General features: G+C 46.2%; 20 protein-coding genes. 6 read left to right on the top strand and 14 right to left on the bottom strand.

Features of this window, described 5'->3' with window-relative positions; all coding sequences use genetic code 11:
* Window positions 1-6: 6 nt before the first annotated feature.
* Window positions 7-3,048 (bottom strand): autotransporter family protein, encoded by a 3,042-nt coding sequence (locus tag WFN75_RS16470; protein WP_336996516.1) that lies wholly within the window; start codon window positions 3,046-3,048, stop codon window positions 7-9.
* A 291-nt stretch (window positions 3,049-3,339) separates the two neighbouring features.
* On the opposite strand from WFN75_RS16470, the gene WFN75_RS16465 reads away from it, so the two are divergent.
* Both WFN75_RS16465 and WFN75_RS16460 read left to right on the top strand, forming a co-directional pair.
* Window positions 3,340-4,077 (top strand): alpha/beta hydrolase, encoded by a 738-nt coding sequence (locus WFN75_RS16465; protein WP_336996515.1) that lies wholly within the window; start codon window positions 3,340-3,342, stop codon window positions 4,075-4,077.
* An 81-nt stretch (window positions 4,078-4,158) separates the two neighbouring features.
* On the top strand, window positions 4,159-4,878 hold the full coding sequence (locus WFN75_RS16460) for a GntR family transcriptional regulator (RefSeq protein WP_336996514.1): 720 nt from the start codon (window positions 4,159-4,161) through the stop codon (window positions 4,876-4,878).
* On the opposite strand, the gene WFN75_RS16455 is transcribed toward WFN75_RS16460, so the two are convergent.
* Window positions 4,866-6,065, bottom strand: a complete 1,200-nt coding sequence (locus tag WFN75_RS16455; protein ID WP_336996513.1) for an enolase C-terminal domain-like protein — start codon at window positions 6,063-6,065, stop codon at window positions 4,866-4,868. The two genes, WFN75_RS16460 and WFN75_RS16455, sit on opposite strands and share 13 nt — an antisense overlap.
* 274 nt (window positions 6,066-6,339) lie before the next feature.
* Here WFN75_RS16455 and WFN75_RS16450 point away from each other — a divergent pair, with 274 nt between their 5' ends.
* Complete coding sequence (locus tag WFN75_RS16450) at window positions 6,340-7,716, top strand: PTS transporter subunit EIIC (protein ID WP_046886033.1); 1,377 nt, start codon at window positions 6,340-6,342, stop codon at window positions 7,714-7,716.
* 80 nt (window positions 7,717-7,796) lie between these two features.
* Here the strand turns inward: WFN75_RS16450 and WFN75_RS16445 are convergent, their stop codons facing one another.
* The 4 genes from WFN75_RS16445 to WFN75_RS16430 form a co-directional block, all read right to left on the bottom strand.
* Window positions 7,797-8,360, bottom strand: coding sequence for a fimbrial protein (locus WFN75_RS16445; protein WP_046886034.1), 564 nt, complete (start codon window positions 8,358-8,360; stop codon window positions 7,797-7,799).
* Window positions 8,361-9,222: 862 nt separating this feature from the next.
* On the bottom strand, window positions 9,223-9,669 hold the full coding sequence (locus WFN75_RS16440) for a DUF6527 family protein (RefSeq protein WP_336996512.1): 447 nt from the start codon (window positions 9,667-9,669) through the stop codon (window positions 9,223-9,225).
* Window positions 9,666-10,859, bottom strand: a complete 1,194-nt coding sequence (locus WFN75_RS16435; RefSeq protein WP_336996511.1) for a ThiF family adenylyltransferase — start codon at window positions 10,857-10,859, stop codon at window positions 9,666-9,668. The genes WFN75_RS16440 and WFN75_RS16435 overlap by 4 nt, the downstream gene beginning before the upstream one ends.
* Window positions 10,834-11,496, bottom strand: a complete 663-nt coding sequence (locus WFN75_RS16430) for a multiubiquitin domain-containing protein (protein WP_053069300.1) — start codon at window positions 11,494-11,496, stop codon at window positions 10,834-10,836. The genes WFN75_RS16435 and WFN75_RS16430 overlap by 26 nt, the downstream gene beginning before the upstream one ends.
* 264 nt (window positions 11,497-11,760) lie before the next feature.
* On the opposite strand from WFN75_RS16430, the gene WFN75_RS16425 reads away from it, so the two are divergent.
* Window positions 11,761-12,084, top strand: a complete 324-nt coding sequence (locus tag WFN75_RS16425) for a helix-turn-helix domain-containing protein (protein ID WP_032664388.1) — start codon at window positions 11,761-11,763, stop codon at window positions 12,082-12,084.
* 7 nt (window positions 12,085-12,091) lie between these two features.
* Entirely contained in the window at window positions 12,092-12,907 is an 816-nt protein-coding gene (locus WFN75_RS16420) for an ImmA/IrrE family metallo-endopeptidase (RefSeq protein ID WP_336996510.1), read from the top strand.
* 529 nt (window positions 12,908-13,436) lie between these two features.
* Here the strand turns inward: WFN75_RS16420 and WFN75_RS16415 are convergent.
* From WFN75_RS16415 to WFN75_RS16380, 8 genes are all read right to left on the bottom strand, one after another.
* Window positions 13,437-14,150 carry a helix-turn-helix transcriptional regulator gene (locus WFN75_RS16415; RefSeq protein WP_336996509.1) on the bottom strand — a complete coding sequence of 238 codons (714 nt, stop codon included), beginning with the start codon at window positions 14,148-14,150 and terminating at the stop codon, window positions 13,437-13,439.
* Between the two features lie 102 nt (window positions 14,151-14,252).
* Window positions 14,253-15,002, bottom strand: a complete 750-nt coding sequence (locus tag WFN75_RS16410) for a DUF3944 domain-containing protein (protein WP_336996508.1) — start codon at window positions 15,000-15,002, stop codon at window positions 14,253-14,255.
* A gap of 142 nt (window positions 15,003-15,144) precedes the next feature.
* The gene (locus WFN75_RS16405; protein WP_336996507.1) at window positions 15,145-15,531 is read right to left on the bottom strand and encodes a hypothetical protein; all 387 of its coding nucleotides are present in this window, start codon (window positions 15,529-15,531) and stop codon (window positions 15,145-15,147) included.
* Window positions 15,532-15,605: 74 nt separating this feature from the next.
* Window positions 15,606-15,845, bottom strand: coding sequence for a DeoR family transcriptional regulator (locus tag WFN75_RS16400; protein WP_336996506.1), 240 nt, complete (start codon window positions 15,843-15,845; stop codon window positions 15,606-15,608).
* Window positions 15,824-16,045: a lecithin retinol acyltransferase family protein gene (locus tag WFN75_RS16395; protein WP_442913313.1), complete on the bottom strand. Its 222-nt coding sequence runs from the start codon at window positions 16,043-16,045 to the stop codon at window positions 15,824-15,826. Before WFN75_RS16395 ends, WFN75_RS16400 begins: the two co-directional genes overlap by 22 nt.
* A 40-nt stretch (window positions 16,046-16,085) precedes the next feature.
* Window positions 16,086-16,505 (bottom strand): Arm DNA-binding domain-containing protein, encoded by a 420-nt coding sequence (locus WFN75_RS16390; RefSeq protein ID WP_336996505.1) that lies wholly within the window; start codon window positions 16,503-16,505, stop codon window positions 16,086-16,088.
* Between the two features lie 564 nt (window positions 16,506-17,069).
* Window positions 17,070-17,927 (bottom strand): HNH endonuclease, encoded by an 858-nt coding sequence (locus tag WFN75_RS16385; protein WP_097758101.1) that lies wholly within the window; start codon window positions 17,925-17,927, stop codon window positions 17,070-17,072.
* Window positions 17,920-19,476, bottom strand: a complete 1,557-nt coding sequence (locus WFN75_RS16380) for an AAA family ATPase (RefSeq protein WP_181634129.1) — start codon at window positions 19,474-19,476, stop codon at window positions 17,920-17,922. Before WFN75_RS16380 ends, WFN75_RS16385 begins: the two co-directional genes overlap by 8 nt.
* A gap of 341 nt (window positions 19,477-19,817) precedes the next feature.
* On the opposite strand from WFN75_RS16380, the gene WFN75_RS16375 reads away from it, so the two are divergent.
* On the top strand, window positions 19,818-20,696 hold the full coding sequence (locus tag WFN75_RS16375; RefSeq protein WP_063848607.1) for a restriction endonuclease: 879 nt from the start codon (window positions 19,818-19,820) through the stop codon (window positions 20,694-20,696).
* Window positions 20,697-20,991: the final 295 nt, after the last annotated feature.

Raw genomic sequence — 20,991 nt, 5'->3', positions numbered from 1 at the left:
TGGTTATCAGAACATCTTACGTAAACGCAGACTGAAGGTATGCGCCTGGTAACGGTCACCTGCCTGCAGATCGTAACGGGCATCAATGCTCAGCTCGTTTGCGTCATACAGCGTGCTACCAACCGCCAGACCGGCCATATCTTCGACCGGGGCCGCGCCTTTGGTGATGAAGCTGGTTTCACCAATGGTATCTGCGGCGTAGGTCGCACGGCTGCTCATTTGACGGTTGTCATACTGGTGGATCCAGGAAACCTGTGCGAATGGCGTCAGCTTACCCAGACCGGTGTCGAAGGTTTTTTCGATGCGGGCACCGATATCACTCACCACCGATTCAGAGTGGGTGCTGCCCACGTCCAGCGCCATGCCGTTTCCGCCTGTCTCGGTATAGCCATCAACATGCTGATAACCGTAAGTCAGGCTGGCGAGCGGCGTGACGACCACGTCTGCCGGCAGGGTGATCGGGTAACCGAACTCGGTCTGCAGGGTGACGGAAGAGCCGTTAAATTTACCCTGAGCGGAGCCGGAGAAACCGGTGAACTCAGCGCGACGAACGGAGCTGTAGTTCTGACGGTTCAGCCCTGCGGAGAGGTTCAGGTACCAGGGTTCGCCGGTATAACCTGCGTAAGCAATCACACCGTAGTTATCGGCGGTAGAGGTGTTACCACTCAGGTTGTCTTTACCGTGAACAGAGGTGTTGCTGTAGTTCACCGCCGCACCCAGACGCCAGTCGTCGCCCAGCGCGCGGTCGGCGCCGAGGATCAGACCGCCGAATTTGGCGGAGTAACCGCTGATATCGCGGGTGCTGTCCTGACGGGCATAACCGCCAAACGGCTGACCCCAGACGATCCAGTTCGCGCTATAGTCGTCGCCGGTCGCCACGCCCGTGGTGCCGGAGGCCTGTGGATTGCGTACGGCATCAATGTGTGCGCCAACCACGGCCTGCGCGGTAGAGGTTGCTACCCCTGCTGCGGTGCTGGTGTTGATGTTCTGACCCGGAGAAAGCTTCTCGCCCACGCGGTTGGCTTCTGCAGTGCCATCGATCGCTAAAGAGGCGTTATACAGTTCAAGCAGCTGCGGAGAGGCGATGCCAGAGTAGTTGCTCAGACCGCCCAGCGCCGCGGTTGCGGTTGGCGTGGTAGCCCAGCTGTGTTTACCTGGCTGTGCAGGTTCTGTCGGCTCAGGTTGTGATGGCTGAGTCGGTTGCGTCGGCAGAGTCGGCTCAGGTTGCGCCGGCTGAGTTGGCTGAGTGGGCTGCGTCGGCGTCGGCGTCGGCTGAGTCGGCTTCGTCGGCAGAGTTGGAGTCGGCTTTGTCGGCGTAGTCGGTTGAGTTGGCGTAGTCGGTTGAGTTGGCGTCGGCTGCGTCGGCGTTGTCGGCTCAGGTTTGGTTGGGTTCGTCACCACATCCGGTTCACTGTTCTGTGGGCCCACGGTCAGCACCAGGGCTTTATTGGCATCAACCTCATACACTGAACCGTAAACCTTGCCGTTATAACCGACGGCTTTATATTTCAACGCGCTGGCGTTGTATTGCGTGTCCGCGCCCTGCGCGTTAATCACCACATAGCGCTGACCTTCAGCGAATTTGTAGGTGCTGCCGGTACGCAGTAGGTTAACGCTGGAACCCGCGTCGATGACGGCGTTGCCGCTAACGTTCAGGCGGCCGTAGCCACTGTCGCTCAGCAGGTCGAGGTCCTGGGTCGCCAGATCGGAGATCCCGGAAATCAGCGTCGCAGCGGCTTTTTGATGGTAATCGCCGGTGATGCTGATGGCGTTATTCACCTGCAGCGAGGCCGCGTCGTTCACCACGGTGCTGTTGTTGGTCAACACGTTGTCATTCAGCAACAGGGAACCGGTACCAAAGATGAGATCGGATTTGGTGGTGGTAATGGTGCCGACAGTGTTGAGCCCATCAAGGCCGGTCAGCACGCCCACAGAGTGATCGCCGCCGTTAATTTTCAGCGCGACAGGGCTACGGGATTCAATAATGCCCTTCACCATATTGGTGTTAGTCAGCGTCACGTCAGCGCTGGCATTGCCATTATTGATGTCGCTGTAAATATAGAGCGCGTAGGTCTGGCCGCTTATCACGCCGTTATTCACAATGGTCATGGCATCCGGCGTGGTATTGAAATTAATCAGGTAAATACCTGAGTAACTACCAACGATCTCGCCGTTATTAACGATACTCTTGATTGAGGTAGTGCCGGAGGTACTGTCAAAGATACCAATGCTACCGTGGATCGTGCCATTATTCTCGAGGGTATTGATGATACCGTAGTTGTGAATGCCGCTGTTACTGGCCTCAATGGTATTATCGTTAATCAGCGTGGTGATGGTGCCCTGGTTATAAACCCCTGAGCTGTCACCCATCATATCCTCAGTGGCGATCAGACTTCCGGTGTTATGCAGCGTACCGATGGAGCCGCTGTTGTAAATAGCGCCATTGTTGCCAAATCCTGGCATATTTCCCGATTCGGTTGCGATGACCCCGGCGTTATTTAAATTATCAATTCGCCCCAGGTTACTGATACCGCGTGGCCCGTTAATTGTGCCATCAACTGCGTTAGTCAGCGTGCCGATATTGCCGGCATTATCAATCGCGCCAGTATCGTAATAATTAAGGCTATAGCTGTCGGATGAAAATTCAATTTTGCCATGGTTGATGAAGTTTGAAACTACACCGGCAGAACTGACTTCAAGAATACTGCCATAGTGATAGCGATTGACGCTGGCAAGGGTGCCATTGTTAATCAGTGTACCGACATTACCATCAATTTGGGCAATATTAAGATTGCTATAAGAATTATTGTCAGCCATATCCTGAATATGGCTGTTATTAATAAGGGTTCCAACAGTAATACCCGAGTTCACCGCTAACGCCGTGGTGGGGTTACCGATCAGTGGGTCATCAATAATGACGCTATCAGCAGAGGTCGTGATAACGAGATCGCTAGAGGCAACAGCAAAGGCGTGCGTAGTCATCAAACCCTGCGCAGCCGCGGAGGCCAGCAGCAGAGAAATCAGCTGGCTAAGGCGTTTTTTTTCCATGGTGTACCATCATAAAGTTGCAAACATTGTAAGATGCAGCTGGTCTAATCTCCGGATTAATCCGATATCATTGGTGTGGAGAATATACATTTTGTTGCCAAAAACAATAAGCGCTGCTTAATTATTTGTTATTGAAACAAAGGCCTCTTTTTTATGTGCCTTTTAATTTAACTTAGGGATTGGAATTAAATGCAGCAAAAACAAAATATATTCTTTCTGGTGCTATTGATTCATTTATCTTTTTTATTAACAGGGTGTGTTTCAGGGGATCTTAATCAGGCGGCAAATAAAATGGCTGCCCGTTCTGGTCTGATCAGCACTGATTTGCAGGCTAATCAATTTATCCTCGTTAGCTGGAGCCGAATTACCCCTCCGGTTAATTTATTGCGGGTGTACATTGAAGGGGACGGCTTTGCATGGAAAAGTCGTACCCAGCCATCAAATAACCCCACCCCGCATAATCCGGTTGGCCTGAAACTGGCCGCCAGCGATACAGCGGCCAATGTGCTCTATCTCGCCCGGCCCTGTCAGTTTTTATCTTCGCCTCTGCCGCGCCAGTGCCAGGTAAACATGTGGACAAACGATCGTTTTTCTCCCGCGGTGATTGATGCCATGAACGAGGCGCTCGACCAGGTCGTGCAGCGCTACCCGGGCGTGCAACTCGATGTGATTGGCTACTCCGGCGGCGGAAATATTGCCGCGCTGCTGGCTGAGCGACGTCGCGATGTGCGGACTCTGCGCACCGTAGCAGGCAACCTGGATGTGGCCTTTGTGAATAGGCAGCACAAGGTTAGCCCCATGCCGCACGCGCTTAGCGCGATGGATGCAGCCGCGACCCTGCGCCACGTGCCGCAAACCCACTTCAGCGGTGAAGAGGATACGACCGTTCCGCCTGCCGTCGCCGTGCGTTTTCAGCAGGCGGTGGGCGGCGATTGTGTTCGGGTTGTGCGCGTAGCAGGTATGGCGCATGGATCTGACTGGGCATCCGTCTGGCCAGCGCTGCTGGCGAAGGGGGTTCCTGCGTGTTAAGTGAAGCGTTATAAAATAACCAGGCGCAAAATGATAAACTCATCGCTCGCCGCAAGGGTTGAAAATAGGCAGGGCCGAGCCATGAAAAAAAGTGAGTTTGTTACCCAGGATCTTCTGAGCAAAATTTATCAGGAGAGCACGTCTGAGCCGCGTAAACTGCCCCCTGAGCGGCAACTGGCCGAAGAGTATGGCGTGTCGCGCTTTACGATTCGTCAGGCGCTGGAAAAACTGGTGAGCATTGGCGTGGTGCGCATTGTGCAGGGCTCGGGGATCTGGATCAACGAGCATGCGCGTAACAACCCACTGATCTACAACTCGATCACCGAAAAGCGCTTTGATCAGATGCGTTACCGGATGCTCAGCCTGCATAAGCGGCGGCCTGACCGGGCGGCGCAACAGATCTTTGGCATCGCGGAAGAGAGCTTCATCTGGCACTTTTGCCGTCTGCGTTATGTCGACGATCAGCCGGTACAGCTGGAGGTTTCCAGTATGCCTGTCGCGGACTTTCCCGACCTCAATCAACAGGCGATCGAGCGTTCTATCCAGCAGTATGTGGTGAGTAAAGGTTTAACTATCTCGCACATGCTCACGACCTATCGCGCCGTGAGCGTCAGCCGTGAACAGGCCGTCATGCTGGGCTGCAAAAAAGGCAGCCCGGCAATGCATATCAGTAACCGTGGGATTCTGGAGGGAGGGCGCGTCTTTGAAGTCAGCGATATCATTGATATCAACTATACCTGTACCTACGTCACCCCGTGGAACCGCGATAACTTAGCCTGGCGGCAAAATCAGGGCGTGTGAATCGCGCCATCGGGCAGACGACTTTGCGTCCATTCGTGTGGGCGATAGACCACCGGATGCGCCCGCGCCAGCTCCTCATTGAACCCTACGCCAATGCCTGGTGCGTCAGGGGGATAGATAAAGCCTTCTTTCGCCTCTGGCGCACCCGGGAACACCCGATCGGTGGTGTCCGAACGCGGGATGAACTCCTGAATAGCGGCATTGTGCAGGTGAATGTTCAGATGGGTATTCACCGCCACGCCGATGGGCGTCATGTCGCCGGGGCCATGCCACGCCAGGCGTACTCCGAAGGCCTGACAGAGATGCGCCAGTTTGATAGCCGGCGTGATGCCGCCAATTTGCGAAACATGGCAGCGGATGAAGTCGATACGGCGATTCACAATCAGGTCATGCCATTCCGCCGGGTTATTAAAGAGCTCGCCCATCGCCAGCGGGACGCAGCTTTGTTGGCGAACCTGCTCCAGCCATCCGCTCTGCTGCGGCGGGAGAATATCTTCGACAAAGTAAGGCTGATAAGGCTCCAGCTGTTTCGCCAGTTGAACGGCCTGCTGAGGGAAGAGGCGCTCATGTACATCGTGCAAGAACTGGAGCTTCCAGCCATATTTTTCCCGCAGGGCGCGGAACATCTCCACGGTGTTAGCCATGTACTCGTGTTGATCGAACCAGGCCCCGGGGGTGGGGTTATCAGGCGCGTGCAGGGCTGACGGCGTGCCGCCATAAAACCCCAACTGGCAGCGAATATGACGATAGCCCTGCGCCAGTAGCGTATCCACAGAGGCGAACAGCGCACCCAGCGTCTCGCCGCTGGCATGACTGTAAGCGGGGATCGCATCGCGAGATTTGCCGCCCAGCAACTGGTAAAGCGGCATACCCGCCAGTTGGCCTTTGATATCCCACAGGGCCATGTCCACACCAGAAATGGCGTTGTTCATTGCCGGGCCGTTACGCCAGTAGGCGTTCACGTTCATCATCTGCCACAGGTCTTCGATGTTACTGGCATCGCGGCCAATCAGCAGCGGCTTTAGATATTCATCGACCAGCGTTTTGACCGCCAGCGGACGCTGCTGGAAAGTGGCGCAGCCGTGTCCGATTACCCCCTGTTCAGTGGTAACGCGCACAGTCACCAGGTTATGTCTGTCCGGACGGGTAATAAAGCAGGCAATATCTTTAATAATCACAGGCGTCACGAAGAACTCCTTTGCGGCGACTTTGGGAATAGGTGATAGGTTTATCATCGCTCTAAAAATGTTGGCAGGTAAACCGTTTTTTTTATTATTTATTTTGGTCAGTTATTTGCGAATAAATGAATTAAAAACCGTACCAATTTTGCTAAAGCATGGTTTTTTGGCCTCTGTTTATAAGTAACTGTGAAGCTAATCAACTTTTATTGGTTTGTTTTGTCAGATGGGTTTAATTATGCTTCTGGACAACATTAAAACAACAACACCGGCAGGAGTCTTTATGGGGACGCAAGAAGCCATCAACAATATTATTCGTCTGGTCGGTGGCCAGGGGAATATAAATAAAGTCTGGCACTGCATGACGCGATTACGCTTCGATTTAATCGACGACAATAAAGTGGATCAGGCCGCCATTAAAAATCTCCCGGGCGTGCTGGGGGCTCAGCTCCAGAGCGACCAGTTTCAGGTCATTATCGGGCCAAAGGTGAATAGCTGGTATGAACAAATGCTGAAGGTGCTGGGACAGAGCACCGACAGCGCACCAGCGGAGACAAAAGGGCGCAAGAGCCTGGTCTCGATGTTTATGGATACCGTTTCCGGCGTATTTGGCCCCATCGTACCTGCCATTGCCGGCGCAGGGATGATCAAAGGGCTGCTGGCGGGTCTCATTGCGCTGAAGGTGGTTTCTGCGAAGAGCGATACCGTGATGGTTATCGATCTGATCGCCAGCGGCGTCTTTTACTTCCTGCCCTTCTTCCTGGCGGTATCGGCGGCCAGGATCTTTAAAACGAACGAATACCTGGCGGCAGCCGTTGCGGCCTGCCTGATGTATCCTTCGCTGATTGAGGCGGCTAAAGCGCTGGCGGCGCATCAGGAAGGGGCGGTAAGCGCGCTCTGGCTGCTTAATGCTATTCCGGTATCGGTGTTTAACTACGCTTCAAGCGTTATTCCGGTCATCTTCTCGGTGCTGGCGTTGAGCTATATCCATCGCTGGGTGGACAGCATCATGCCGGATGTGCTGAAAACCGTCTTTACGCCCACGCTTACGCTGTTTATTGGCGCGCTGGCCGCGCTGGTGGTGATTGGCCCCATCGGGATCTGGCTGGGCAAAGGGCTGGCCTACTTTATTGAAGGGCTGTTCGGCGTATCGGCGAGCTTTGCCGGGTTAATCGTCGGTGCGATACGTCCGGTGGCCATTCTTACCGGCATGCACCACGCCATGACGCCCATCGCATTGCAAAACTTCAGCGACCGCGGCTACGACATGCTGATGCCAATGATGTTTATGGCTAACATGGCGATTGCCGGTGCGACCTTTGCAATCTGGCGCCTGAGCCGCGATCGTCAGGAGAAAACGGTCACGCTGTCAGCCGCGATTTCGGCCCTGTTGGGGATCACCGAGCCGGCGCTATTTGGCGTACTGACCCGCTACAAAAAAGCCTTTATCGCGGCTACGGTAGCCAGCTCGCTGGCATCGGCGTTTATCGCCTTCTTCGGGGTGCGCCTGTATGGCTACATTCTGTCGAGCATCTTTAGTTTGCCCGCCTATATCGGCCCATACTTTATGTTTGCGCTATCGGGTGTGGCTATTGCGCTGGTGCTGTCGTTTGTCATCACGACGGTACTGGTGGGAAGAGAGCAGACGGCAGAGAAATAGCGCGCATTAGGCTGAATGCTTTACCGATAAAACCCGATGGGTATTTAGCAAAGCCTGCCAGCGGCAGGCTTTGTTGGCTTTTAGTAGGAGATCGTGAAGACGGAGGTGCCTTTAATATCACCTGCAGTGACGCCGTTTGCCGTTTTCACGTAAGTTGCTTTGTAGCGTACCAGGGTAGGAGCGCCCGGCGTAAACGCGACCGTTTTAGTGCTTGAGCCGTCAAGTTTGATGCGGCTATTGTCATAATTGACGAGGGTGATTGCCGCATTGCGGGCTGGGTTAGTGGTAATTTCGTTGACCAGGACATTATCCATCGCAGCATTGAAGTTACCTGACATACTTACCGTCAGATTCCCCGTAAAATTACGTCCTCCGGTTTTGCAGTCCTGAATGGTATAGAACACGTCCTTCGCAAATGTCATTGAAGGGGCGTTGACTGCCAGTTTTTCAAGTTCATTCGCTCTAATATCGTCGAGCCTGACGGTATTGCTGGTTATGGCGCCGCCCGGAGTAATATTACAGGATTCAGTGTCATCGATGACAATGCCGTCAATCACAACCTGAGCCGTATTCCCTGCGGCCATAGCCGGGACGCTCATCACCGTCGCTACGGCAATAATAGCGGCTTGAATATTTTTATTCATTTACACAATCCATATTTAATAAAATGAAAATTCCTGAGGCAAATAGAAATGATCACGCTGAAATTTCCTGGTGATACAAACTGAATTTGCTGTTCTGCTTTTTCGCAAAAATAATATTACCTTGCCCTGAGCCTGACCTGAAGTGATTTTCATAAACGGAAAGCTATTATTCCCTCAAAGGAGTAGATTAGGAATTTATTCGGCTGGGATTCATCTCGACAATACATTTATTTTTTTATGGCCCTGATTAATATATTTCATAATTAACCTGAGCCATTTCTATAAATAATATTAGAAAGGGTTGTTGTTTATTTTTTAGATTTGCAGGCTGAATGATTTAAGTGTTTGCAGCCAATAATCGAACGAAGTTCGATGGAGAGTCCGGCTCCAGAAAGCAAAAAACCCGCCATAGGCGGGTTCTTCTAAATAGTGGTGCCCGGACTCGGAATCGAACCAAGGACACGGGGATTTTCAATCCCTTTAAAAGTGCCTATGAACTGCTTTCCTTTGCGTATGTAAAAGATAGATTCATTGGATTACCTTATCAAAAAAATGTTCTCACAGTGGCATCATTTCATAATCGGTTGCAAAGTAATCAAATTAAACTTACCAGAATTCTACCTTGTAAGAGGTAACATAGCGGCACTACCTATGCTTATCACGGTGGTTATCTCCTCTTGATGCAATCTGCACTAAGATCCTTGGTAATCAGTATTTTTGTTGTTAACTGAGAAGTGAAAATTACTATTCATGAGAAAATGGATATGAATATTTTAAGTGAGTTAATTGAAATAGGGAGTACTTTCCCTCCCTGGGTTCAAATGCATATGTTAAAGCGCTGCTTATAATGTTGAGAATGATTTTACTTATATCCTAACCACTCTCTAATTGTGTTCATTAATTGATTGAAATAAGAGGTTTGCTTAGGTTTATCGTTCATGCCGGTTTCAGTATAATTATGTGAAGTAATATTTATTTCAGATTTCTTCATTTTTAATGCTAAGTTTGCACTACGATTATTTTCTATTATATCGTTGTGCATATTTCCGGCCCAGACAACTTTATTGCCTCTTATCCAATAGTGAGATCTACATGGGAATTGCCAATTTCCTATAGATGGATGTAATGAAATTTCTTTTCCATTATAAGTCATACTCCAATCAAGTGGAGAAAGTGGAGTAATTACCTCATTCTTACATCCGCATGCACATAGATGAGTTATCGTAGAATATGGCATCGAAACATACAGGATGCCTTCTTCTAATTGCTCGGGGATAAATTCAGTAAAAGTAATGGATAGAGTTTTCATTCTACTCTCTCCATAACCTTATTTGCTATTTTGTTTAACCCTAAACTGTAAGTCATTTCATACGAACTCATGTCGTCACAATAAAAACCAAATAGTTTTTTCCATTGTATGACAGCAAATGCTGCATTTAGGCAGTTTAATTCTACCAACTGAATATTTGATCTGTATACTTCATCATCTCTTGATATGGTTGGCAGTGATTTTAAAGGCGTATCATCCATATCTTTTTTATATAATGTAGAACGACAAGTGCCGAAAATACTGCTTTTGTCTTCAGTAAAACTTAATCCCATACCTACATCAATAAAGCTGATTTTATGTTGGTATAGATAATCAGTGATCATCTTACGTGAAGTGGCGCTGTCTATGCTTATGAAGATAAAATCATAATTAATTAGTTCATGTAAGTTAGTTTCTGACAGCATTTCATTATGAGGAATGACTCCATTTCTCAGATTACTATACGTTTGATAATAGTAATCACATTTTGTTTGTTTTTTTTCTAAGTCATCTATCGATGCGGCTCCAGGAGCACGAAATGAGTTATGTTGTTGGAATTGGTCTTTATCATATAAGTGTATTTCACTTACACAGGTCTTAGATATCATATCTAAAATATAAGAGCCAGTTCCACCCAACCCGATAATAGCTAGTTTCTGATTTGCAATTAGATTGTTGAGCTGAACAGTTCCAATACGAGCTGAAGCTGTATCTTGATATGTGAAAATGTCTTCATCATTAGTAAGGTAATGCGAAATAAATGTTTTCGCTGAAACATTTTCATCAATAGCTTTGGCTTGGCTCTCAATAACTCTAACGTAACTAGTAACCTGATGATAATAATCATCATAGCTACCTGACGGTGGTTTATTGGAAAACCAATGATTCCCTATGATGCCATTCCCAAGTGTTTGATTTGGAGTGGTGTGCTGAATGGCTGTTAATATTCTTCCATCAGGGTGGCAGGGATGTTCCCCATTGAAATACATTTGGTGTGTATTAGGTTTACCAACAACATCGGGGGATACTAAAACAAGATTAGTGATAAGGGTCCCTTTCAGGACCTCTTTATTGGAGTTTACATATGGTACTGAGTGAACCATAAGGAAACCATCTCTAATTTCGAGTTCATAGCCCTCATCCTGAAGTCTTTTCAGGCAAGGATTAAGATTTATCAGTTTGAGTGACATAAAAAATCATCCCGTCGGTTAATTGAACATATTGACCATCAACCATTGAGCCTTCTGGATTGCTAATTGGCCCTTTAGCGTAATCTACAGAATAGATTGATGTTTCCTTATTTTCGGCATGTTCATATGCCAGATGAACAACATCCCAGTAGCTAATCACGCGGCGATTTACGACCCGCATTTTTGCATTGACAATGATGTTAATACTGGTTTCCTGGGTATAAAGGCGCTCAACATTTGGCTGAGTAAGGTCAATATGTTCATGGTCAGTAATGAGTTTGTCTTTCTCATTTTTCATTTCAAGCCATACGTCATTACTGTCAAAATCACACTCTGCGAGAGATTTTACTGTGGCCCCTGTTAAGCTTGGTGCTCCCCAATCAAACATTTTGCCATTAAGTGTAAAACGATAAGTGCGATCGGAGTTAAACATCAGGAACGTTTCAACCCCCTCTTTATCGAGAGTCGTTTTTTCTTCAGGACGAATCTCTTCAAGCAAACCATTTTTCAGCTTCTGGAACAGAACATACTCAACAATGTCTTTGACACCAGCTACAAGAAGGATTTGAGCCCCTGTAGGAGTGAGATCATCGATCTCAACAATTTTGTCATTGATTTTTATGAATTTATTTTTCATGTGTTCTCCTTGGTATAGAACCCTGTAAGGTCAGAGGTATTGAACGATTTTGTTCGACTCATCGAACTTGCAGCTATCATTGATCGATTTTTTCGTTCGGTCAAGTGTGTTTTTATCGTTCTTTTTACCGAAAATGTGTTGATCTTTTGCTCAATAGTTACTATGTAAAAGTACAAAAATGTTCGCTATACTAATAGGCATATGTTTTGGCTAACTTCAAAACTATAATGATTATAACGAGTAATAGAGCACCAAGGAGAAAGCATGAGTTCTACATTGGGTAATAAAATCAATGCAAGGCGTAGAGAGTTGAAATTTAGTATTGATAAACTTGCTGAATTGTCTGGAACAAGTAAAAGCTATATTTGGGAGTTAGAAAATAGGGAAAGCTCTAACCCTTCAGCTGAAAAGATAGAAAATATAGCAAAAGCATTAGGTGTGACAACTCAATTTTTGCTCGAAAGTAAAAGTGCTAATCCTGATGAGGATGTGATAGATGAGGCATTCTTTAGGAAATATAAAGGTCTTTCAGATAGCGATAAGAAAAAAGTGAGGAAGTTAATAGATGTTTGGGATGACGAGGATTGAATAATAAATGAAGCCAAAGGCAGAGGCAAATAAGTTATCAAAGATCCTGAGCATTTTTTTGGGAGAGGATAGGTTTCCTGTTGATGTTGAATCTTTAGCGCTAGAGTATTCTAAAGAAACTTCTCCTAGTGATCCTATAGTGAAAATAAAAAAGAGTGATGTTGATAATTTTGAAGGTGCCTTAATTAAACATCCAGATAAAAGCCAATGGATGATTTTATATAAAGAAAATATTCGTTCAGAAGGTCGTAAAAGATTTACGATTGCACATGAGTTAGGGCACTACATGTTGCATCGTGCTGAAATGGATGAATTTTTATGTACATCTATAGTTGGTGAGCAATTTCTATCAGTCCGCGATATAGAAAATGAGGCAGATACATTTGCATCATATCTTTTAATGCCTTTGGACGATTGTAGAAAACAAACATCTCATCAGCAATTTAGTATTGAATTACTTATTCACTGCGCCAATAGATATAATGTATCTCTTATGGCTGCAGCGTTGAAATTGAAGGAAATTCTTCCAAAGCGAATTGTAGTTGTCGCAGCTAGGGATGGTATGATTTTATGGGCTTCCTCTAACCAAAAAGCATATAAAAGCAAAGTATATATCAAAACAAAAGGTGTTCCACCTATATCAATTCCAGAGGGTTCATTAATGTCCTCATTATCAACGAATCCTGTTGGTGAAAGTAAAAAACAGCCAGCAAATTTATGGTTTCCTGATGAACCGAAAGATTTACATTTAATTGAACATGTGTTTGTTGCAACTGAAGGATATGACTATACTCTGGGTGTGCTTGAACTTGAAAGTGAATGATTAAATAAATTTGCATTGATAATGCTTTTTATTAATTTCAGTTATGGCGAGAGTTAATTTGTTTAGTATAACCCTCGCCTTGATATTGGAATATTAAGGCTTACTATCCGAAGTGCATCACTAATTATCTTTCGATAAATATAATCAATGTCACGAATTTTTATTTATGCATCTAAAAAGCTGACGGCTCGGTTTGTGTCTTTCATTCGGGTAGAATCGCATCGCGGATGCACAAAGTGATGAAACCTGTCTTGCTATGTTTTTCCCGAAGTTAATAAGAAGACCGTGCTTTATCTTCTCACCATTTGTTCTGACTTTAATGATAAAACTGAACTGATAAATGCTTATGTCAGTTAGGTCATTGCCAAAAGTTACGCTGGCGACTCTGTATATTTCTCTTTCAAAGTCACGCAGGTCAGTGTTAAGTCTTGCTGTCGTATCTACAAGTGCGTATTCTCTATCGATAATCATAATATTCTCACTTACCATGTTAATGTGATTTAATCATTACTAATAATATGTTGTGATTTTAATTTCGATTATTCGGTTGTTTTGCCCCGTAATCCATTATCTGATGAATAATGTTCATGTGGGGTAACGCTTCCATAAAATCAGACTGTTCAATCAGCGAAATGAGCGCGTTATCGATTTCAAACGTTGTATCCGGCAATACCTCAACCAGCCTGATTCGGGACAGGGATATAACGAACATGCCCGATAAAGCACATCCGGCAAGATACCACTCTGCATGGCTGCAAAGCAGGCGATAGGGATGAACGGTATGGCTGACGTTTTCATCGGTTCTGATACGCACCTTGGTCTGGTTAAGTATGGCGAGCGTTAGTCTGCTGAAATCACCGAACAGCGTGGGTTTCTGACGCGGTTCCGGAAGCATAATCCTGTAGGGAGAGGGGCGTTCCCCGTCAAGCATCAGGCTCAGCAGTTTGGCATCCATCGCGGGTAACAGACGGTCAAGATGCAGCAGTCTCGCCAGTATGCTCATGTCCCGTTCCGTGCGGCGACGAAAGTAATGTGAGGCAAGCTGATATACGCCGTTGCTCTGTTCAATATCAAGATACGTGAGGCGGACATTGAAATCCCTCCGCAGCGTTCGCGTTGTCACCCCGAATTCTTCTGCTAGCGTCCCGATATGCAGCTTTTCACCCTGAAACAAACGGCTCAGGATGATGGAAAGGCGGGTTGCCAGTCTGTCATGTTCGTTTTCTTGTGTTATCAGCGTCATACATCGTTCCCGAATTTTGCCCGGAAATGATGCCAGCAGTAGCGGACAGGATTTGTCCGCCCTCTGAAGTTTTTTAAAGCCTGAAAATCTTAAATGTAAATTCTAAACGTCAGTATTCTCAGGTGAATAAAGATGCTTCTGGCGCATGTAGGCAATAAAAATACAGGATGGTAGCGTCACCCGGTATGCGGGACCGGCTAAATCTATCAGCAGCCAGAGAGAACTTAGCACCCAGCCCACGGGACCGGCAAAAGCGCCCATAGTCCGCGTCAGCATGGCATTTCCTGCAACGGTCAGCCCTCGGCCTAACAGGGCTTTCGCCACGCCATTCGTCACCACAAGCGCCATCTGATAGGCCGCAAACCCGGATGTTTTTATCCCCGCCTGGATTGCCATGGTCAGCAGCTCCGGTGTGGGATTGCTGTAGCCTGTCTGCAACTCTTCCGCCACGGTCTTTAACTGATCGGGCGTCATCTTCTCAAGGCTTTTCTCCAGGATCTTCATCAGCAGATTCATTTCAATGGTTTCAACACTGGATTTGCTGTTGTAGTTCACCTTCATTTTATCGCAGGCATCGGTAAGAATTTCCCGGTACAGCACCCCTTTACCCCAGCGGAGCAGCGTGGCATAGCTGTTCGCCCCAAATGTCTGAACCTCGGCGGCAATGGCATCCCAGTAACGCGGATGATTGGGCTTGTGTTTTTTATACTGAGGATCGTAAGTCAGCGTTTCCGTAATACGTGCCAGTCCGTCTTTCGGATCGCAGATAAGTACAGAAACCAGTAAATCCAGATCGTCACGATGGCAGTGGCGCAGAAACTCAAGGTCAGGGTCGTGTCGGTAGGTAGCCATATTTCACCTCATAGCGGATATTGGACCTGACAGTTTAAGGATGTCCCCGGACAGGGCGTGTCCGGCTGAAAAAGAAAAAGAGAAAAAAAACCTGCCCGAAAGCAGGTTTCTGTTCACCGGATGGAGGTATAACGCGTCGGAATTACTTTCCGCGCCATTCCTTTTCCACTTTATCCGCAAAGGCATCGCACTGCCGGGCATATTCCGGGTTATAGAGCAGCTCCGACTGCGAAAGCTGCATGGCGGTCATGCTGCCGTTACGGGCATTTGATTCGAGCCAGGTTCTGCCATAGGTTTTGTTCATCACCTGAAGTACCCGGTTGAATACCGGTCCGTTGAAGCGAGCATTGAGATTAACGCCTTTTACCTGAAGGCCGCTGTCACTGGTCTGGGTCAGGCGGGTGGAGTACATCGCGCAGAAGGTCGAGTTGGTAATCATCTGAGCGTCGGCTTGCTCATCGGCAAGCGCACTGTGGCTGAAGGCGGAAAGCAGAAGTGTGGCGGTTAATAGTTTAAAAATTTTCATCATGTTCCCTTATGGATTGAAAAGCGGAGACAGCCTGCCATACAGGGTGGTCAGGAGATGTCCGGCAGAGAAAAAAGTCAGGGTTTCAGAGAGGGAGAGAGTCGCCAGAGGTGAGGGCCAGCGGATTCCAGCACAAAGGCCAGATGGGTGAGGTCCCGTCTTGCTGTACGGGGAGACACGTCAAACTGCCGGATGATGTAGCGAACAAATATTGTCTGACCGTAAAACAGAGCCATGGTCAGCCGGATAAGCCGTTCTCCCTGTCCGGTGACACGTTGCCTGCAACGGCTGGCTTTCATCGTTGCCATACGCGCCATCGGTCCCCTTTCTGAAAAGAATCGAGATGTCTGGCAAGCCAGATATTAGTGCATGAATTGCCGGTAACGCAGCGGGCAGTAAACCGGTGGCAGTTAAAGTCCAGCAGGCTGTAGGGATAGCGCTGACCCACCGCCGCCATTGCCCTTTCAGCGGCCTGAGCACAACCCTGCGGAGTTAAATCCATACAGTCGGTATACACCGAGATAGCGGAATTCCAGCCATCGAGCCGGTCAAGAAACTCACGGGCCTGACTTCTGATAGCGCTGGAAATCCTTTCCCCAACTACGTTTAGCAGACTTTGCCCAAATCAGATAATGCTGGTTAAAGAGTTCATCAAATGTCATCTCTAGTCTCTTGTTTTCGCGTTCCTGCTTAGGGTCAGTTCCGGTGGCAAGTGAGCGTTTATGTTCCATGGCAATCTTACGGGCTAAGGTGACATCCACCTCAGGCCAGTGACCAATAGCGATGGCGCGTTTTCTTCCATGGTAGAGGTAGCGGAGCAAAAACTTTTTACGTCCTTCACCCTTACTGACTAAGCATTTCAGACCCGAAATCTCGGTGTCGCTGTATTCGGCATCGGTGCTGCGTGAATCTGATGAATTAGGAAGAAGGGATTTAATGAGCTGGTTGGTAAAACGGAAGCGTTTCGGACTGGACATATTACCTCCTGTGACTGGTGTTAAGTACGTCAGGGTTGACCCATCCCCGGCACGGCGTTGTTAATGGCTAAGTTGATTTTCTGGCGTGGAGAAGGGAATGCTGGTGCCTCATGAGATGAGTGAAGACGAGAAATACCGCAAAACGGCCTTTACGGTCTGATTCTGGTCTTTAGGGGGAAAGATGCCGTTGGGGGATGCTTCCACAGAAATAATATGTGTTTCAGTCGGGTATAATTACATGCCATAAGGACTAGTAGCGTTGCCTGTATGTGGGGCGGCTATGTGCCAGAAGCTGATGTTACAACAACCTGAGATGTTAAGCAGGTCAGGCCCACATAGCAGTTCAAGCAGGATGTTGCATCCATCGTTTGAACTCAAATGATTCCTCATCCAAGTTAGACCGCACAGAGGAATTGCACTGGGTAAAAATCGTAAACCCTGTAAAATGGAGTTATAAAATCTGGTGGCCTTTGCAAAAATATGTGATCTCATCGAACGAGTAACGCAACTAATGCCACAAGTAGTTGTCTAGTGGCATGCCTAGTATAATAATGGAATCAATACTTAATAATCACCGCGACAAATATTTAAATCTTTAGCTATTGCATTATACATAACCCTCAGGGTGGAATTAAATGGCACCTTACCTGCCAATTCCTGATAATGACTTTGCACGACATTATGATCACCATTCAATAACATCCTTCTAATATCAGAATTAATGGTGGTCACGAATTGTGCAGCATTAATTGAATACTTACTACGCAAGCTAAAATTTTTAAAATGATTTATCACTCGCTGTTGTTCAACATTCAACCATTTTTTGGGAGGATCTGGAAAAAAATCGAAAACCAATATCCCATTGCTAGTCGCTATTGTTGCAGAAATCCAATCAGTTTTATAAAATTTATTATCATCATTGTAAGGGTAGAGAGTTAGATCTGATGCATTGACAAATACACTATCTGACTTACCTTCATTACAATTCTGGCAGGCAGGTATAAGATTTTTGGGATTAACGGAGAACAAAGGATAACGGGCTTTAGGCAAATAGTGATCTAAGGTTGCAACGCCGTGGATTCCACAAAGTGGACATACACCATTTGAAGCGGCTCTTAACTTATCGTATATTTTCCTGGATTCACTGCCTAACTTTAGCATATGACGTGTATACAGATTCATTAAATCATCTTTAGTGACATTTCCTGTGATAACCTGCTCTTTATTCCTGGGATGGCAAGGAGGGAATAAATGAAGGTTTTTTGGTGTACAACGATCATCAAACTTTTGCCAAGAAGTAGCCACAATCTCTGAGATTCTATTTAATTTAATCTTGTAATCTAAGCTTCGAGGCCCAACCGATAACAAACATGTCGCATATACATCATCACAATGCAATGCAGGGAAATTAACTTTATTCATGATTATCACCTTTAGGAGCATCCATTTTAATACCTCTATCCCTAAGCATAATCATACTCATTAAAATAGCCTGACCTTCGAAACCTATTTTATTCTTGAATTCCCTCATAATTTCATCGAAGCCTAAACCCTCATCAACTTTAGTTTTTAACAACTTATGAAAACCAGAGTTCTCCATTTCTAATTTAAAGACCTCTTTTGTTAAGATACCTACATTTTCTGCAAATGTTTCAATTGAAGGTCTTGAAAAATTTGTTACTTCGCCGAATCGTGTTAATACCCAGCAACATTTTTTTGGAACCTCTTGCAGGACCACTGGCGAATGAGTAGCTATGATAGCAATTCCATTTCGCTTAAATAAAAGATTGCTTAGTGCACGTATGAATGCTGAAAGAAGCGGTGGGTGCAGATGACTCTCTGGCTCATCAAATAATATGAGTGTCTTATCTTGTAGTTTCTCAATTAGATTACTGATTGTCATGAATATAATTGCATGCCCCGAACTCATACTCTTTAGTCGTCTTTTGCATTCATCTACAATCTCTTGCGCACCAAAGTATGGGAGATCTTTAAGATTGAGGTCACGGAAATTAGTGTCGGACTCCAAATCACTTATAGCATCTAACCATAATTCTCTTTTTGAATCCTCGGAGCAACAATTATAAACAGACTTCGCGCATTTTTCGTGAAGTGCATTAATGTCTTCGATAGGATGGGCTAAATCTACAGAACCAGGTTTTTTTAAACCTATATAGTAATAGCAAGTACCTAAAGTTGGATCAGTTTGATCACTAATAGGAGTGAATGAATCAAATGCGCTAAACGATATGGAAATGACCGCGCTAAAATATTTATTTGTTATCCTACCGTCATAGATATCCTCAAAATAAGCATTGCGAGCAGCATTAGGTTTCATTATTGAATTAACCATTTCATTTAACAAAGTAGTTTTACCTAACCCGTTCCTCCCAATTATTGTGTGTATGTTAGTTGGAGGCAGTGAATATGGAACCACGTTAAAATCAAGGTATAAATCTGAAAACCTATGATTAACTCTTAAAAACCTAAAGTCAAACTCAGTTAATTGACCTAAACCATTAACTAACCTTTTAAATTGGCCATATACAGTGTTAATATTTACATCTCTTAGAAGAGATTTTTTAAATACTGCCTCTTCCCTTGCACAATTCATAGCCTTATCACTAACGACAACACAATTCAAATCCTGCAATATTTCATAGCTTAACTCTTTACCGCAAGCATAAAGTTTCTGATAAAATTCCGGACTTTCTGCAAGACTGAAGAAGTTGTTTTTTAATCGTGCAAATTGAGTTTGCATTTTCTCGAATGTAGTAACTTCCTCACTCTGCCCTTTAAATCCTATTTTAATCTGACCGATTTGATGAACAGTTCGATGCTCATCAACATATTCTAAATTGAACAGAGTCCGATAAGAATAGTCATTCCAAGTTGAAAAGATAAGATAAACGGTATCACTGCTTTTCATGGCACTTGAAATATTTTTATTTAAAGAAATATACCTAGGCAATTTAAAACTCCTTAACAACTCCCTTCAGAGTAAGCAAAATAATACAGCCTTTAACATAAGAATCTACCTATGGCTAAGGTTGATATTCTTTAGAGAATCAGGATTCCCTAAGTAATCTTTTTAACTTAATCACCAGTCAAATACCATCGCTTTTACCTGCTACGCGATGATTAATATACTGCGATGTCTTTAATGTCCGCTGTTCGCTCATAGTGGACCTTCTGCACAGTTAGTTTGCCGCGTTCTGCCAATAGCGGAACACGCTAGTGCTGGTGTACAGGTGCTGACTCATTTCCTCCTCCACTTTCATACCGTTATACTGTGAAAAAAAGGAGGTAGGCGTGAAACTAAAAATGCAGGATTTGAGGCTGTTTAATCTCGTGTTTGAGAGCGATCCTGGCTGGATACTGGATTTCTCTAACCGCACCTTGTCTGCTTTTTTTGATGAAGAACTAAACATTGATATTGATGATGAACGTTATCAGGAAGAGGGGACGTCAAAGGCCAAACGAGTTAGATGTTTGCTGAAACAGGCAGATCGTGAGACCGCTCTGCGGGTTCTTGGCGCTCTCTGGCAGTATAAAACGGAATCCATGCCTGAACAGGCTGAACAAAGCCGTAATGACTATCTTGCACTGATTTCCCGCTTAGAAAACGCTGACACCGATGAAGCCAAAGGCGTAAAGCCTGTCCAGGTATGGCATGGCGTTGACTGGCCCTCACTTATCGCTGAAATGAACGAGATGAAATCTCTGCCGCCACATCCACGTGGTTTTCGGTTTGAAGCCTGGCTTGCTGAACTGTTCAGTATCTTTAAGCTCGCTCCCCGTTCGTCTTTCCGAAATACAGGCGAACAGATTGACGGAAGTTTCCGACTGAATGATGAATTTTACCTGATGGAGGCAAAGTGGCATCAGAAAAGAACGTCGGCTGCCGATCTCCATGTATTTGAAGGAAAGCTCAGTACCAAGGCAACCTGGACACGCGGCGTTTTTATCAGCTGGATGGGGTTTACGCCTGAAGGTCTGACGGCTTTTGGTAAAGGGAAGCGTGTTATCTGTGTCAGTGGTTATGATCTTTACCACTCACTGAGTCATGGGATCCCTTTGCCCGACCTTCTGGACGCTAAAATCCGGCACGCAGCTGAAACGGGAGAGCCCTATGCTGAGTTCGACCGACTATATGCACTGAAGAACAAACAGTTTGGCACGCTGAAATAACGGGTTGGGAAGCGTGACATGCTCCCCGTTGTTTCACTCAGAATGCTGCTAGTAATGCCCGCATATCCCTCGACAGCGGACACTCAGCTTTAACAGTCCAATACGTTTAGCTCAAGTAGTACTACGGATAAACCATTTTATGATGGCGTGGAGGACGGGGGATTCTGAAAACGGTAAGAAGTGAAAGGGCAAGAAGAGCTTGTTGCAGGTGGACGGACTGGTGAAAATCCCCATGTGAATGGTGGAGGGTGTATGCTGCCAAGTTTCCCCGCTTGCTATTGGGGGTTTCCCCACC

This window comes from Leclercia sp. UBA7405 (genome assembly GCF_037152215.1).
GTDB classification, from domain to species: Bacteria; Pseudomonadota; Gammaproteobacteria; order Enterobacterales; family Enterobacteriaceae; genus Enterobacter; species Enterobacter pneumoniae.
This window is presented reverse-complemented; position numbering and strand designations above follow the sequence as displayed.